Source organism: Microbacterium sp. SLBN-111, from assembly GCF_049739645.1.
Lineage (GTDB): Bacteria > Actinomycetota > Actinomycetes > Actinomycetales > Microbacteriaceae > Microbacterium.
Genome location: NZ_JBMGQH010000001.1, coordinates 1499241 through 1513312 on the forward strand (window position 1 = coordinate 1499241; position 14072 = coordinate 1513312).

The following is a 14072-nucleotide window of genomic DNA, read 5'->3' on the forward strand; positions in this document are numbered from 1 at the left end:
CTCCTTGCTTATGCAGGAAACCGACATTAGACTGTAGAAATCAAGACAAAGAGGTCTGCGGCTTCCGCCGCAGCGACGAGGAGGTCGCGGTGATCCCGGATCGCATCATCGAACAGGGCACGCTGAACGTCCGCGACGGACGCGTGGCGGTCGAAGTCCGCCTCCCCTGGTACCGCGCGCTCCCGGCATCCTGCATCTCCGCCGCGAAGCTCACGATCGACGGTGTCGAGGCTCCGGCCGAGACGCTGCGCTGGGAGATGAACGGCGCGGAGTTCACGTTCGCCGAGATGAAGACGAACACAGAGCAGTGGTGGTTCCCCACCGACTCCGCCGTGCTCTCGGGCGACCTGGCGGTGGATGCCGGCGAGCACGAGGTCCGCGTCGACCTCGAGCTCTACATCCCGTACATCATCATCGCCGACGATCAGGTGCTGCACATCGAGGAGCACGACACCAAGACGATGACGGCCCGTCAGGCAGAGGAGGCGCTCGCATGACCGCGTTGAAGGGCACGCCCATCCAGGGCGTCACGCTGTACAGCTTCACCCGCGCGTTCCACGGCCGCGAATACGACCTCGACCAGCTCATCCGCAAGACCGCGGCGGAGGGCTTCGGACCGGGCCTGGAGATCATCGGGTTCTCCAGCTTCCGCGGCTTCCCCGAGATCGACGACCACTTCGCCGGACGCTTCTCCGACCTGATCGACGAGGTCGGCCTCGTCCGCACGTCGCTCGCGGTCAACGCCGACATCGGCCTGCGTCCCGACAAGCTCATGGACCAGGACGAGCTCATCGCCTACATGCGCCGGCAGATCGCGGCGGCGGCGAAGCTCGGTTTCCCGATCGCCCGCGTGCAGATCTCGCTCACGCCGGACTCGATGGAGGCGCTCGCCCCCATCGCCGAGGAGTACGGCGTCACGCTCGCTCTCGAGGTGCACGCCGATCAGTACGCCTCGCACCCGCGGATCCTCGCGCTCCGCGACCGCTACGAGCGGGTCGGGTCGCCCTTCCTCGGGTTCACGATGGACTGGGGCGCCACGGTCAGCGGGTTCGCGCCCTCGCTCCTCGAGGCGTATCGCCGCCGCGGCGCGTCGGAGGAGCTGCTCGCCGCCGTCGTCGCCCTGTGGGACGAGTACTACGAGCAGGGCCCGCCCGCCGATCAGGCCGACCACGGCCAGCGGTTCGGCCGGTTCATCGGGCTCTCGCACCAGTTCGGCCGCCCCGACCTCGGCATCGATCTCGGCATCAACGGCACGGGCCTCTTCGGCCCGGCGCGGGTCGACGACTGGCTCGAGATCATGCCGTGGGTGCGGCACGTGCACGGCAAGTTCTTCGGCATCGACGAGAACGGCCAGGAGCCCTCGGTGCCCGTCGCCGACCTCATCACGCTGCTCGTCGACAACGGCTACAGCGGCGCCGTCTCCAGCGAGTACGAGGGCTGGCACTGGAACCACTGGCAGAGCCCGTTCGAGATCATCCGCGCCGAGCAGGCGATCCAGCGCACGGCCGCGGAGGCCGCGGGCTCCCGGATGATCACGGATGCCGCCGAGGCCCGGCGCGCCATCGACGCCCACCTGTCGCACGCCGTGCGCGCCTGACCACCCGCGAAAGGACACCGACATGACTGACGGCATCGCCGGGACCGGCATCCAGCTGGGGACCACCCTCTACTCGATGACGAGCGAGTTCGCCGCGGGGCTGTACACCCCGGAGACGCTGATCCGCGAGGTGCACGACCAGGGCATCGGCCCGGGCGTGGAGTTCAACTTCGCGCAGCTGCTGCGGTCGTACCCCGACGTGGACGACGACTTCGTGAAGCTGTGGTTCGACTCGCTGGAGAAGTACGGCCTCGAGGCCAGCGCGGTCGGCACCAACCTCGACATGGGGCGCCGCAAGGATCGCGACATGACGCCCGACGAGGAGCACGACTTCTTCGCGCGCCAGCTGAAGTCGGCCCACACGCTCGGCTTCAAGAGGGTCGTCATCCGCTCGGCCGGCAAGGAACTGCTCCGCCGCCTGCTGCCCCTCGCCGAGAAGTACGACCAGAAGCTCGGCTACGAGATCCACGCGCCCTCCGGCCCGAACGACCCGAAGGTGCTCGAGATCCGCGAGGTGTACGAGGAGCTCGGCAGCGACCGCCTTGGCTTCACCGCCGACTTCTCCTCGACCATGCACTCCCTCTCCCCGACGCTGCTGCGCACGCTCGGCCAGATGGGCATGGACGAGAAGCACTTCCCGGTCATGGACGAGATCTGGCACGAGCCGACCCCCATGCACGTGCGCAATCAGAAGTTCGAGGACTACCTGTCGGGCGAGGGCGTGGACCCGCTGCGCTTCGGGCCGTTCACGCGCCTCGCGTTCAACATGCACGGGCTGGTGCCGCCGGAGGAGTGGCTCGACATCATGCCGCAGATCTTCCACGTCCACGCGAAGTTCTATGACATCGGGGCCGACGGCCAGGAGCCCGCCATGGACATTCCGCGCATCGTGAAGCAGTTCGTCGAGGGCGGATACCGGGGCTACCTCTCCAGCGAGTGGGAGGGCCACGCCTTCAGCGACCTGGGCGAGAGCGACCCGATCGACCTCGTCAAGAAGCAGCACGCCCTCATGCGCACCGCCATCGAAGAAACCGTCGCCGCGCGCCAGCCGGCCTGACATCCACCACCCACGAAGGAGTACCCGTGTCGAACACCACCACCGAGGCATCCATCTCGGACCTCGTCGCCGAGATCGCGCGCCTGCGCGAGCAGGTCGAGGCCCGCCCAGTCCCTCGCGCAGCGCGCCGAGGACCGCGGACAGGTCGAGAACCTGTTCAACCGCTACATGTTCCTGCACAACGCGTTCGAGGACGAGCAGATCATCCCGATGTGGGTGAAGGAGGGCACCGAGGGCATCCGCGCCCGGTACACCAACGCCGGTCAGTACACGACCTGGCAGAGCGTGACCGACTACCACCGCGGCCGCCCCCACCCCGAGGGCAAGCTCATCCTCCACACCACCAACACCCCCGTGATCGAGGTGGCCGCCGACGGCAAGACCGCCAAGGGCGTCTGGCTCATGGCCGGCACCGAGTCGGGCCTAACCGACCCCAAGGTCGCCGAGGCGTTCCCCGACATGTACTCGCCCGACGAGGTGCTCGGCAAGAAGGTCTGGGCGCACTGGGTGTGGTGCAAGTACGCCATCGACTTCCTCAAGCAGGACGGCGAGTGGAAGTTCTGGAAGTTCCGCTGCTACGAGCTCGCCCGCGCGCCCTTCGAGGAGAACTGGGTCAGCTTCGGCCTGAAGAACCAGGGTGCGTTCGACCTCGACCTCATGTACTTCGGCGACGACGGCAAGCCCGTCTTCATGCCCCCGGCCGACGAGCCGGTGCCGTCGAAGAACCACCCGTACAGCCCCGAGACGACGCAGAAGCTCGAGCCCGTGCCCCCGGTCGCGCACGAGCACTTCGTCGACACCTTCGCCTAGGAGTCCGCGTGGCCACCCACAACTCGCTCTTCGCCGAGAAGGACGTCCGTCGTACCGACGACGGGCTCGCCGTCTCGGTGCAGCTGCCGTGGTACCGGAGCCTCTGGCTCTCGGCCGTCGACGGCGTCGCCGCCTCGGTGAACGGTGTCGCGGTCCCGACCGAGGACCTCCGGTTCTCGCTCGAGGGCCGCGAGTACCGCGTCGAGGAGCTGCCGGAGCAGTCCGACACCCTGTGGTTCGTCGCCGACCGCCCCGACGTGCTGATCCACCTCGACACGCCGCCCGCGGCGGGCGAGAAGATCACCGTCGAGGTCGTCCTGACGATGCGTCTGCTCTACATGCAGATCATGCCGGGCGTCGACGGCGGTCCCGGTCGCTACGTCACGAACCGCGTGCCGGTCGAGCGCGAGTTGGTGCTGGCATGACCTCCGCCCAGCCCCTACGCGTCGCGATGATCGGCTACGGCTTCATGGGGGCCGCGCACTCCGTCGGGTGGCGGCAGGCGCCGCACGTGTTCGATCTGGCGCGCCCGGTCGAGATGACGGTGGTCGTCGGACGGAACGCGGATGCCGTGGCATCCGCCGCCGCGAAATGGGGCTGGGCGGAATCGGCCACCGATTGGCGCGAGGTCATCGCCCGTGACGACATCGACATCGTCGACATCGTGACACCGGGCGACTCCCACGCCGAGATCGCGATCCCGGCGCTCGAGGCCGGCAAGCACGTGCTGTGCGAGAAGCCGCTGGCGAACACCGTGGCCGAGGCCGAGGCGATGGCCGAGGCGGCGGAGCGGGCGCGGGCGCGTGGCATCCGGTCGATGGTCGGATTCACGTACCGTCGCGTGCCGGCGGTGACCCTGCTGCGCGACATGATCGCCGAGGGGGCCGTGGGCACGGTGCAGCAGGTGCGCGCGGCGTACCGGCAGGACTGGCTCGTCGACCCCGGGATGCCGCTCGCCTGGCGCCTGCAGAAGGAGCACGCCGGGTCGGGGGCGCTCGGCGACATCGGCGCGCACATCATCGACATGACCCAGTTCGTCACGGGCCTCGGCGTCGACAGCGTCACCGGGACGCTCGAGACGATCGTGAAGCAGCGTCCGCTGCAGGCCGCCGGGTCGGGGCTGTCCGGCTCGGCCGGCGAGGGCGTCGGCGACGTCACGGTGGACGACGCCGCGATCTTCACCGGGCGGTTGTCGAACGGCGCGCTGGCGTCGTTCGAGGCGACGCGCTTCGCGACCGGCCGCAAGAACGCCCTCACCATCGAGGTGTCGGGCGACCGCGGGGCGCTCGCCTTCGACCTCGAGGACCTCAACAGCCTGCGGTTCTACGACCGCACGGCCCCCGAGGGGCGCCAGGGCTTCACCCAGATCCTCGTCACCGAACCCGTGCATCCGTACGTCGCGGCGTGGTGGCCCGCCGGTCACATGCTCGGCTACGAGCACGGCTTCACCCACCAGGTCGTCGACCTCGTCGCCGCGATCGACGGCGGGACCGACCCGCACCCGTCGTTCGCCGAGGGCCTCTCGGTGCAGCGGGTCCTCGACGCGGTCGAGCGCAGCTCCGCCGCGGCCGCCGCGTGGACGAGCGTGGCATCCCCTGTTCCGGTCTCCTGAGAGGTTTCGTCATGGCACGCCCGATCACCCTGTTCACCGGCCAGTGGGCCGACCTGCCCTTCGAAGAGGTCGCGCGTCTCGCCGGCGAGTGGGGCTACGACGGCCTCGAGATCGCCTGCTGGGGCGACCACATCGATGTCTCGCGCTGGGACGACGCCGAGTACGTGCAGTCGCGCCTCGACGTCCTCGAGCGCAACGGCCTGAAGGTCTGGACGATCGCGAACCACCTCGTCGGCCAAGCGGTGTGCGACGACCCCATTGACGAGCGCCACCACGACATCGTGCCGTCGCGCGTGTGGGGAGACGGGGATGCCGAGGGCGTGCGGCAGCGCGCCGCGGAAGACCTCAAGAACACGGCACGCTTCGCCGCGAAGCTCGGGGTGAAGACGGTGACCGGGTTCACGGGGTCGAGCATCTGGAAGTACGTCGCGATGTTCCCGCCGGCCTCCGAGGCGATGATCGAGGCCGGCTACCGCGACTTCGCGGAGCGGTGGAACCCGATCCTCGACGTGTTCGAGGAGGTCGGGGTGCGCTTCGCCCTCGAGGTGCATCCGTCCGAGATCGCCTACGACTACTGGACCGCGAAGAAGACGCTGGAGGCCATCGGGCACCGGAAGAGCTTCGGCTTCAACTTCGACCCGTCGCACTTCGTCTGGCAGCAGCTGGACTCGGTCGCGTTCGTCCTGGACTACGCCGAGCACATTTTCCATGTGCACTGCAAGGAGTCGGTGACCAACCTCGACGGCCGCAACGGCGTGCTCGGGTCGCACCTGTCGTGGGACAACCCGCGCCGGGGCTGGACGTTCGTGTCGACCGGGCACGGCGCCGTGCCGTGGGAGCCGCTGTTCCGCGCCCTGAACGCGATCGGCTACGACGGCCCGACGAGCGTGGAGTGGGAGGACGCCGGCATGGACCGTCTCGTCGGCGGCCCCGAGGCGCTCGCCTTCGTCCGTAAGCTGGCCGAGATCACGCCGCCGCACCAGCTCTTCGACGCCGCGTTCTCGCGCAAGGACTGACGTGCTGAACGTTCTGATCCTCTCGGGGCACATGACCACCGAGCACGACAACGCCCACCGCAGCTTCCGCCTGCACAACCAGTGGATCACGACCCTGCTGGAGGACACCGGGCGCTTCAAGGTCCGCGTCGTCGAGGACCCGCGCGGGCTGCCCGCGAGCGTCATCGACAAGTACGACGTGCTGATCGTCGTGTTCGAGGGCCGCGACGGGTACCACGACATCGCGACCGGGTTCGGGGCGGAGACGGATGCCGCGATCCTCCGCTTCGTGCACGACGAGGGCAAGGGCATCGTCTGGTTCCACGGCTCCGCCGCCCAGGAGGACCGCTGGGGCTACCCCGAGGAGTACAACGTCATGCGCGGAGCCAAGCTCAGCGCGTGGGAGACGGGACTGCGCCCGCGTCCGTGGGGCGAGGCGCTGCTGCGGACCGCCGAGCCCCGGCATCCCATCACCGAGGGCATCAACGAGACGTGGACCGTCACCGGTGACGACATCCTCGTCGGCGTGCAGATGTACGAGGGCGCCCAGGTTCTGCTGACGACGTTCGACGACCTCGAGGCGTACGAGAAGGCGCCCGTGTGGCCGATGTCGCACTACCCCGTCGACATCCCGCCGGAGGGCATCGCGGCTCTGCCGGGGATCAACACCGACCAGCCGCTCGCGTGGATCAACGAGTACGGCGCGGGCCGGTCGTTCACGATCACGATCGGGCACGACATCGACACGTTCCGGCGCATCGAGTTCATCCGGATGTTCCCGCGCGGTGTCGAGTGGGCCGCGACCGGCGAGGTCACGCTCACCGGCCCCGACCGCCGCGGCGACCGCCGCATCAACCCCTGGCCTTACTACAACGGCGAGGGGTGATGCTCGGCGTCGGGATTCTGGGGGCGGGCGGCATCGCGGAACGCGCGATGGTCGAACCGTCGCGGACGATCGACGGCGTCCAGGTCGTGGCCATCGGCGCGCGGGATCCGGAGCGGGCGCGCGCCTTCGCCGACCGGCTCGACCTCCCGGCGTGGGGCGACTACGGCGCGGTGCTGTCCGATCCGCGGGTCGACCTCGTCTACCTCGCGCTGCCGCCGATCGTGCACGCCCAGTGGGCGACGCGTGCCCTCGAGGCCGGGAAGCACGTGCTGTGCGAGAAGCCCCTGTCGGCGAACGGCACGACCGCCGCAGCCATAGCGGAGACGGCGGATGCCAGCGGCCGACGCGCGTTCGTCGGCTTCCACTACCGCCTGCATCCGTTCATCGCCGACCTCCTCGCCACGATCGCGTCGGGGGTCCTCGGTGACGTGCAGCGGGTCGAAGTGGATTTCAGCATCCCGCACTTCGTCGTGAAGCCCGGCAACATCCGCCTCGACGGCGACCTCGCCGGCGGCGCGGTGATGGACGTCGGCTGCTACGCGGTCGATCTGCTCCGGGCGGCGTGGGGCGAGCCCGAGGTGGTCTCGGCGTCGGCGCGGACGTACGACGCCGACCCCCGCATCGACCTGCAGACCGACGCCGAACTGCGGCTCCCCGGCGGCATCCCCGCCGCGGTCCGGGCGTCGTTCCTCGGCGACGACGCCGGCGCGATGGAGGTGCGGGTCTTCGGGAGCGCCGCAAACCTCCGGGCGACGAGCGTCATCGTGCCGCAGTGGGGCGCGAGGCTCATCGTGACCTCGCCCGACGGCGCGGTGCTGCACGAGGTCGCGGTCGACCCCGCCGAGAACAGCTATGCGCGTCAGTTGGAGCACCTGCGCGACGCGCTGACCACCGGCTCCGCGAGCATCCTCGACGCCCGCCGCGCCGTCGGCACGATGCGCGTCGTGGACGAGATCTACCGCGCCGCCGGGTTGCTGCCGCGCTGACTCACGCCCGCGAGCGGTGGAACGGGCAGGCCGACGGTGCGTCGGCGCGGCGCACCCGGCCGCCGGAACGCGGCTTCGTCGGCATCCGTCGCTCGTTCACGTCGAGGCCGCGGCCGCTGATGCGGATCCGCGGGTCGCTGAGGGCGGAGATGGATGCCGCGAGCCCGGTGATCGCGAGCTTCTCGCCGGGGCAGCGGTGTCCGGTCGCCACGTCGGCGCCGCCCTGCGGCACGAACGCGGCGAGGGCTTCGTAATCCTCCACGCCGCGGAAGCGTTCGGGTTCGAAGGCGTTCGCCCGCGGCCACTCCCGCGCGTCGGTGTCGGTGCCGAGGATGTCGAGCAGCACGCGGCCGCCCTCGGGGACGCGCTGTCCGTCGAGCTCGACGTCGGTCGTGGCCCACGCGGGCAGCATCGGGACGAAGGGTGCGGTGCGGCGGATCTCCTGGGCGAACATCGTCGCCAGCTCCCCTCCCACGAGCAGCCCCCGCTCCGCGGTCTCGGCGGCGATGCGCTCGCGCCACTCGGGTCGATCGTGCAGTTCCTTCGCGGCGAAGGCGACGAACCGCGCGACGGCGATCATCGGGCGGAAGCTGTTCTGCAGCTCGACCCCGGCCTGCCGCGCGCTGAGCAGGGCGCCGTCGCGGTCACGGTGGTGAGCCCACGCGTGCAGCGCGGTGCCCTCGGCGGGGTGCAGCCGACCCTCGCGGACCGCCTCGATCAGCTTCGCGGCGTGCCGGTCGGACCAACGGCGGTTCACGAGCGCGAGCAGGTACTCGGGCGAGTACGGCACGCCGAAGCCGTCGACGATCTGCGCCTGCCGCCGCGCCCAGCGCGTCTTCGCCGCGGGCGTCCCGGGGATGCCGGCCCACCGCATGATCGCGCGGCCCAGAGCCCCGACCGCGGCGTCGTACGCCGACTGCTCGCCGCCCGCGACCCACGCGTGCAGCTCGTCGCGCCACTCCCGCTCGAGCTCGGGCAGTAAGCGGTCGACCTCGGCGTCGTCGTACAGGACGTCGACGAAGGTCGCCTTGCGGTGCCGGTGGGCGTCGCCGTCGAGGCTGTGCACCGAGCCGCGCCCGAACAGCGACTCCTGGATGAACGGCGGCATCGCGCCGTGGCGGCGGGTCTTCGTTCCGTCGTAGAACAACCGCACGCCCTCCTCGCCGCGGACGAGCAGCGCCGGCCGCCCGAGCAGCCGGAACGGCACCGCCCGGGCGCCTTTCTCTGCCCGCCGCCACAGATGCTCCCCGAACCCGTAGCCGCGGACCAGGAGCGAGAGCGAATCATCACGAAGCAGGGATGCCATGCCCGCCACGGTTCCACGCAACCGCGCGCCGCCCCGAGGGGGCGGCGCCGCAGGCCTCCGTGTGCTAGCGCGTGAGGGGTCAAGAATTGTCGCTTCTCGGTAGCCGAGGCGACAGTTCTCGACCCCTCACGCGAAGGGGAGACCCCTCAGCCCAGCAGCGGCTGCAGCACCTTCTGCACGTACCAGCCCGCGACCATCGTGCTCTCGGCGGGGTGGGGGCTCTGGTCGGACTCGACGACGATCCAGCCCCGGTAGCCGTGCTCGGCCAGCGCCCCCACGAAGCCCTCGAAGTCGACCAGCGCGCGCTCGTCGCTCGGCTCGTAGAACCACCGCAGGATCTTGCGCGCACCGCCCTCGGTGCGGATGAACTGCTCCGCGTGCGGCGTCGACGCCTCGGCGTCGTCCACGGTCTCGCGGGCGTCCTTCAGCTGCACGTGCACGACGCGGTCCGCGTACCGCCGGTACAGCGCGACCGGATCGATCCCCGCGATCGCGTACTCCGCGGTGTCGATCGCGAGCCCGACCTTCGCGGGATCCGTGGCCGCGAGCAGGCGATGGATGCCATCCCCCAGGCGCAGCGCGGAGAGGAAGTCCACGTGCAGGCCGAGGGCGATGCCATCCTCGGCGACGGCCGAGCCGACCGTGTTCCACAGGTCGGCGAGCACGCCGATCTGCTCGTCGGAGAGGGGACCCGTCTGCCACGCGGAGGGGGCGGCGCGCACGACCAGCACGCTCCCGCCGAGTCGGCGGATGGCATCCGCGAACCAGCGTGCGGTGCGGGTGATCTCGCCGACCGACTCCGGGTTCAGCGGGTCGGGCCCGCGCCCCATCTCGACCTCGAACCCGACGGAGGGGTCGTACACGTAGCTGCTCACGGCCTCGAGCGCGCACGCGGACAGCACCTCGCGGAACCCCTCGAGGGAGCCGTAGAGGTCGGCGATCTGCTGCGGCGTCCCGAGCGGCTCCCACGCGCCGAAGCTCACGGCGGTGAGCTCGACGCCCGAGAAGCCGCTGATCGACGCGGTCTTGAACGCGCGCTCGTGCTCGCGCTTGCGGACGAACGAGTCGATGTTCGTGTCCCACTGGTTGACGGCGTAGGCCCAGCGCACGTCGCTCATCACGCCACCTTCTCGTTGTAGATGCCGTCCAGCACGTTCTTGGCGTACCAGCGCGAGATCGCGGTGCTCTCGGCGTAGTCGCCGCCGAGCTTGTCGGCCTTGTCGTGTTCGACGCTGATCCAGCCGGTGTACCCGTTGTCGCGGACCGAGCGCATCATCGCCTCGAAGTCGACGAGCCCTTCATCGGTCCCCATCTCGTAGAACCATTTCTCGGTCGTCTTCGCCGAGACTTCGGCATCCGGGAACATCCGGTAGTCGTCGTTGACGTCCTTGTGGCGGGTGTCCTTGAAGTGGAAGCCGGTCACGCGCTCGTGGTGCTTCTCGTACACGGCGACCGGGTCGACGTCGGCGATGCAGTGCTGCGCGGTGTCGACGAAGAACTTCACGTAGCGCGGGTCGGCGTACGAGTAGAAGCGGTCGATCTGGTCGCGCGTGCGGATGCCGGCGTAGAACTCGTGGTGGCAGGTGAGGTTGACGCCGTACTGCTGCGTGAGCTCGCCGACCTTCCCCCAGATGTCGGCCGCGTGCTTGAGGCCGTCGTCGGGCACGCCGGCCTCGTCGAAGTAGCGCGACCCGGGCATCACGATGATGTTGTCGAGCTGGATGCCGGACCACATGTCCAGCGTCCGCTGGAAGTCCTCGAGGATCGTGGCGTGCGTCGCCGGCACCTCGGGCGCGTAGCGGTCGGGGGAGTAGTAGACGCCGTGGAACGTGTTGACGATCCGCTCGAGTCCCTGCTCCTGCACGAACTCCTGGTAGTTGGCCACCGACCCGTACTGCTCGAAGATCTGCCAGATGCGGAAGTCGAACGTGTCGATCGCGTCGAACCCGACCGCCGCGACCTGCTGGAGGAAGCGCTTCATCGCGAGCCGCGACTGCCACTGGTCGTAGGGTCCGGCGGGTCCTTGGGCCCGCCAGTGGTCCATGTAGCTCCACTTGATGGGAGATCGGTCGGTCATGGCGTGCTCGCTTCCTGCAGGGGTTCGGATGGGTGACGGTCGGAGAGGAGACCGGCGGCCAGCGAGAGATGACGCGAGGTCGTCTCCCACGGGTCGTCGTCGACCCACTCCTGGCCGCCCCACTCGCTGCAGAGCGTGCCGGTGAAGCCCGTCGCGGCGAGGGCGGTGCCCACGTCGCGGATCGGGTCGGAAATTCGGTTGTCGGCGTCGTCGAGGTCCCAGAACTTCAGGTGGACCCCGCCGAGCAGGGGCAGAACGGATGCCACGTCGGCGATGTTCGAGCGCCCGAAGCGGACGAGCAGGTTCATGTACAGCGTGTGCACCGGGCCCGGGACGCGCCCTGACCGCAGGTGGTCGATGACCGCGCCGTGGGTCTCGGGCTCGCGCCAGTGGTTGCGCAGGAGGGCCACGAGCGCCGGATCGACGCCGCCGCGGGAGAGGGCATCGAGGTAGGTCACGGGGAGCGCCGGCATGAGCATGCTGATGTCGAGCAGCAGGCGGACATGCGGGCTGTCGATCGCCGCGATCCGCGCGTAGGCCTCGGGCGCCGCGGCGGGAGTCCCGTGCCCCTGGGCCTCCTCGTACAGCACGAGGTCGAGCTCCTCGAGCAGCGGCAGCGCGCGCTCGAGGAGCACGCCCGCCTGGCCGAGGGGGAGACGCACGCCCTGCGCGCCGAGCGCGGCGGAGGTGCGCAGCTGCGGCTCGAGGAACGCCAGGCGCTCGTCGTCCGTGCGGCGGTGACGCCCGTCCCACTCGTCGATGCTCACGCCGACGATGCTCACGCGTCCGCCGACGGCGTCGAGGCGGTCGCGCAGGACGCGCGCCTCGTCGAGCGTGGCGGCGGGGTAGCCGCGCCAGAGCTGCCCGAGCTCGACCTCGATCGCGGAGGCGAGGCCGCGTTCGACCAGCGTCAGGGCGAGGTCGGGGGCCGTGCGCTCGGCGCGCACGACCTCGGGCGTGAGGTTGAACGCGCTCGCCGACAGCGTCCAGCCCGCGGGCAGCGCGCTCACGCGAGGCTCCCGACGTCGCGCGAGACGCCCGTCGTCGGGGTCTCCGTGTCCAGTGCACGGGTGAAGAAGAAGGGGAGGCGGAGGGGCCCGTCGGGCCCGCCGTCGAGGTACGGCACCTCGAGACGGAACGACACCGACACCTCGTGGATGCCAGGGCTCACGGCATCCGTCACGTGCAGGGCCACGCGGTCCTGCACGTGCCACCACCGGGTCTCGGACTCGAGGGCGGCGGGGTCGACGCGGCGGTCGCCGAGCTGGACCGTCGCGGGCAGGGGGCGACCGTCGATCCGCACCTCGGGCTCGACGAGACCGGCGAGGGGGAGCGAGCGGATCCACGGGAGGGAGAGCCGGAGGGCATACCCGTCGGGAAGGGTGTGCAGCGCATCGTCGCGCAGCGCGGACAGGACCATAAGCCCTGAAACTACCGACTAATGTCGAAAAACGGAAGAAGTGCTACGCGGGGATCGCTTCTCCGCGGATCGCGGCGAGCGTCGGGCGACCCTCCGCGAACCACCGGGGGAACACCACCTCGAACAGCTGCTCGCGGGCGAGATCGACCCCGCCGCGGAGCGGCTCGCGCGCGTCGTTGACGCTCGTCACGATCGCCAGATCGCGCGTCGCGAGCGGCAGGGAGAGTTCGTACACGCGGTGACGCACCTCGGCCAGGAACAGCTCTCCGGCCGCCGCGACCGCCCCGCCGACGACGATGACGCTCGGGTTGAACATGTTCACGAGGGCGGCGACCGCCTCGCCGATCTGCCGCGCGGAGGCCTGGATGAGCGAGATCGCCAGCGCATCGCCCCGCTCTGCGGCCTTCGAGATGTCTTCCGGGGCCAGTTCGGCGCCGGAGGCGACGATGTCGGCGAGGGCGCCCGTTCCTCCCGCGGCGACCGCTTCCTTCGCGTCGCGCACCAGCGCCCAGCCGCCGGCCACGGCTTCGAGGCATCCGATCTTCCCGCACCGGCACTGCTGCTGCGCGCCCGGTACCCGGACGTGGCCCATGTCGCCGGCCGCGCCGTTCGCGCCGCGGTGCAGGCGCCCGTGCGACACGAGTCCCGCACCGATCCCGGTGCCGACCTTGCAGTAGATGAGGTCGGGGTTGTCCTCCCGCCGACGCGCGCGCTCGCCGGCGGCGAGGATGTTGACGTCGTTGTCGACCCAGACCGGAGCCGAGTAGCGCTCCTCGAAGCGGGAGCGGACGTCGAAGTTGTTCCAGCCCGGCATGATCGGCGGCGCCACCGGGCGGCCCGTCTCGAAGTCGACCGGTCCGGGGACGCCCACCACGACGGCCCAGACCGGGGGGTTGCCGTCGGCCTCGAGCAGTTCGTCGACCATCGCCGTCGCGACCGCGAGCGTCTCGTCGGGGCCGCTCGCGATGTTCCACACGCGGTGCGACTCCGCGCGGATCTCGCCGTCGAGGTCGGTGACGCCCACGTGGATGTGCAGGCCGCCGAGGGCGCACACGACGATGCGTCCGCGCTCGGAGCGGAAGCGGAGGGTGCGCGGGGCTCGGCCGCCGGAGGAGGGGGCGAACTCGGCGTCCTCCAGGAAACCCATCTCGACCGCGCGGTCGACCCGCTGCGTCACGACGCCGCGACCGAGTCCCGTGACGCGGCCGATCTCGGGACGCGTCACCGCCTCGCCGAGCCGGACCATGTTCACGATCCGCAGCAGGCTGGTGACCTCGTCGGTCTGAGCGCCGAAGCGAAGCGTGGAGACGTTGGCCATGCTCGATC

The 14072-nt window shown here is 70.3% G+C and carries 15 protein-coding genes; 9 read left to right on the forward strand and 6 right to left on the reverse strand.

Features of this window, described 5'->3' with window-relative positions:
- Positions 1-89 precede the first annotated feature (89 nt).
- The 9 genes from RKD05_RS07035 (at position 90) to RKD05_RS07075 (ending at position 7943) form a co-directional block, all read left to right on the forward strand.
- Complete coding sequence (locus RKD05_RS07035; protein WP_424708974.1) at positions 90-497, forward strand: C-glycoside deglycosidase beta subunit domain-containing protein; 408 nt, start codon at positions 90-92, stop codon at positions 495-497.
- Entirely contained in the window at positions 494-1597 is a 1104-nt protein-coding gene (locus RKD05_RS07040) for a sugar phosphate isomerase/epimerase family protein (RefSeq protein ID WP_424708976.1), read from the forward strand. The genes RKD05_RS07035 and RKD05_RS07040 overlap by 4 nt, the downstream gene beginning before the upstream one ends.
- 22 nt (positions 1598-1619) lie before the next feature.
- Complete coding sequence (locus RKD05_RS07045; protein ID WP_424708978.1) at positions 1620-2654, forward strand: sugar phosphate isomerase/epimerase family protein; 1035 nt, start codon at positions 1620-1622, stop codon at positions 2652-2654.
- Positions 2655-2822: 168 nt separating this feature from the next.
- Positions 2823-3464, forward strand: coding sequence for a nuclear transport factor 2 family protein (locus RKD05_RS07050; protein ID WP_424708980.1), 642 nt, complete (start codon positions 2823-2825; stop codon positions 3462-3464).
- A gap of 8 nt (positions 3465-3472) precedes the next feature.
- On the forward strand, positions 3473-3889 hold the full coding sequence (locus RKD05_RS07055; RefSeq protein ID WP_022877584.1) for a C-glycoside deglycosidase beta subunit domain-containing protein: 417 nt from the start codon (positions 3473-3475) through the stop codon (positions 3887-3889).
- 26 nt (positions 3890-3915) lie between these two features.
- Positions 3916-5076 carry a Gfo/Idh/MocA family protein gene (locus RKD05_RS07060; RefSeq protein ID WP_424711786.1) on the forward strand — a complete coding sequence of 387 codons (1161 nt, stop codon included), beginning with the start codon at positions 3916-3918 and terminating at the stop codon, positions 5074-5076.
- Positions 5077-5087: 11 nt separating this feature from the next.
- A complete protein-coding gene (locus RKD05_RS07065; protein WP_424708982.1) occupies positions 5088-6092 on the forward strand; it encodes a sugar phosphate isomerase/epimerase family protein in 1005 nt (334 codons plus the stop codon).
- Position 6093: 1 nt separating this feature from the next.
- Positions 6094-6957, forward strand: coding sequence for a ThuA domain-containing protein (locus RKD05_RS07070; protein WP_424708983.1), 864 nt, complete (start codon positions 6094-6096; stop codon positions 6955-6957).
- Positions 6957-7943, forward strand: a complete 987-nt coding sequence (locus tag RKD05_RS07075) for a Gfo/Idh/MocA family protein (protein ID WP_424711788.1) — start codon at positions 6957-6959, stop codon at positions 7941-7943. Before RKD05_RS07070 ends, RKD05_RS07075 begins: the two co-directional genes overlap by 1 nt.
- A gap of 1 nt (position 7944) precedes the next feature.
- Here the strand turns inward: RKD05_RS07075 and RKD05_RS07080 are convergent, their stop codons facing one another.
- The 6 genes from RKD05_RS07080 to RKD05_RS07105 form a co-directional block, all read right to left on the reverse strand.
- Positions 7945-9249, reverse strand: coding sequence for a cytochrome P450 (locus tag RKD05_RS07080; RefSeq protein ID WP_424708984.1), 1305 nt, complete (start codon positions 9247-9249; stop codon positions 7945-7947).
- A 146-nt stretch (positions 9250-9395) separates the two neighbouring features.
- Positions 9396-10367 (reverse strand): sugar phosphate isomerase/epimerase family protein, encoded by a 972-nt coding sequence (locus RKD05_RS07085; protein WP_424708985.1) that lies wholly within the window; start codon positions 10365-10367, stop codon positions 9396-9398.
- Positions 10367-11326, reverse strand: a complete 960-nt coding sequence (locus tag RKD05_RS07090; RefSeq protein WP_424708986.1) for a sugar phosphate isomerase/epimerase family protein — start codon at positions 11324-11326, stop codon at positions 10367-10369. The genes RKD05_RS07085 and RKD05_RS07090 overlap by 1 nt, the downstream gene beginning before the upstream one ends.
- Positions 11323-12336, reverse strand: a complete 1014-nt coding sequence (locus RKD05_RS07095; RefSeq protein ID WP_424708988.1) for a restriction endonuclease subunit R — start codon at positions 12334-12336, stop codon at positions 11323-11325. The genes RKD05_RS07090 and RKD05_RS07095 overlap by 4 nt, the downstream gene beginning before the upstream one ends.
- A complete protein-coding gene (locus RKD05_RS07100) occupies positions 12333-12746 on the reverse strand; it encodes a hypothetical protein (protein WP_424708989.1) in 414 nt (137 codons plus the stop codon). The genes RKD05_RS07095 and RKD05_RS07100 overlap by 4 nt, the downstream gene beginning before the upstream one ends.
- 43 nt (positions 12747-12789) lie before the next feature.
- A complete protein-coding gene (locus RKD05_RS07105; RefSeq protein WP_424708991.1) occupies positions 12790-14064 on the reverse strand; it encodes an ROK family protein in 1275 nt (424 codons plus the stop codon).
- Positions 14065-14072: the final 8 nt, after the last annotated feature.

Coding starts and splice junctions, on each gene's coding strand:
- RKD05_RS07105 (WP_424708991.1), bottom strand. CDS start 14,064: ATGGCCAACGTCTCCACGCTTCGCTTCGGCGCTCAGACCGACGAGGTC.
- RKD05_RS07080 (WP_424708984.1), bottom strand. CDS start 9,249: ATGGCATCCCTGCTTCGTGATGATTCGCTCTCGCTCCTGGTCCGCGGC.
- RKD05_RS07100 (WP_424708989.1), bottom strand. CDS start 12,746: ATGGTCCTGTCCGCGCTGCGCGACGATGCGCTGCACACCCTTCCCGAC.
- RKD05_RS07045 (WP_424708978.1), top strand. CDS start 1,620: ATGACTGACGGCATCGCCGGGACCGGCATCCAGCTGGGGACCACCCTC.
- RKD05_RS07060 (WP_424711786.1), top strand. CDS start 3,916: ATGATCGGCTACGGCTTCATGGGGGCCGCGCACTCCGTCGGGTGGCGG.
- RKD05_RS07050 (WP_424708980.1), top strand. CDS start 2,823: ATGTTCCTGCACAACGCGTTCGAGGACGAGCAGATCATCCCGATGTGG.
- RKD05_RS07075 (WP_424711788.1), top strand. CDS start 6,957: ATGCTCGGCGTCGGGATTCTGGGGGCGGGCGGCATCGCGGAACGCGCG.
- RKD05_RS07085 (WP_424708985.1), bottom strand. CDS start 10,367: ATGAGCGACGTGCGCTGGGCCTACGCCGTCAACCAGTGGGACACGAAC.
- RKD05_RS07040 (WP_424708976.1), top strand. CDS start 494: ATGACCGCGTTGAAGGGCACGCCCATCCAGGGCGTCACGCTGTACAGC.
- RKD05_RS07065 (WP_424708982.1), top strand. CDS start 5,088: ATGGCACGCCCGATCACCCTGTTCACCGGCCAGTGGGCCGACCTGCCC.
- RKD05_RS07090 (WP_424708986.1), bottom strand. CDS start 11,326: ATGACCGACCGATCTCCCATCAAGTGGAGCTACATGGACCACTGGCGG.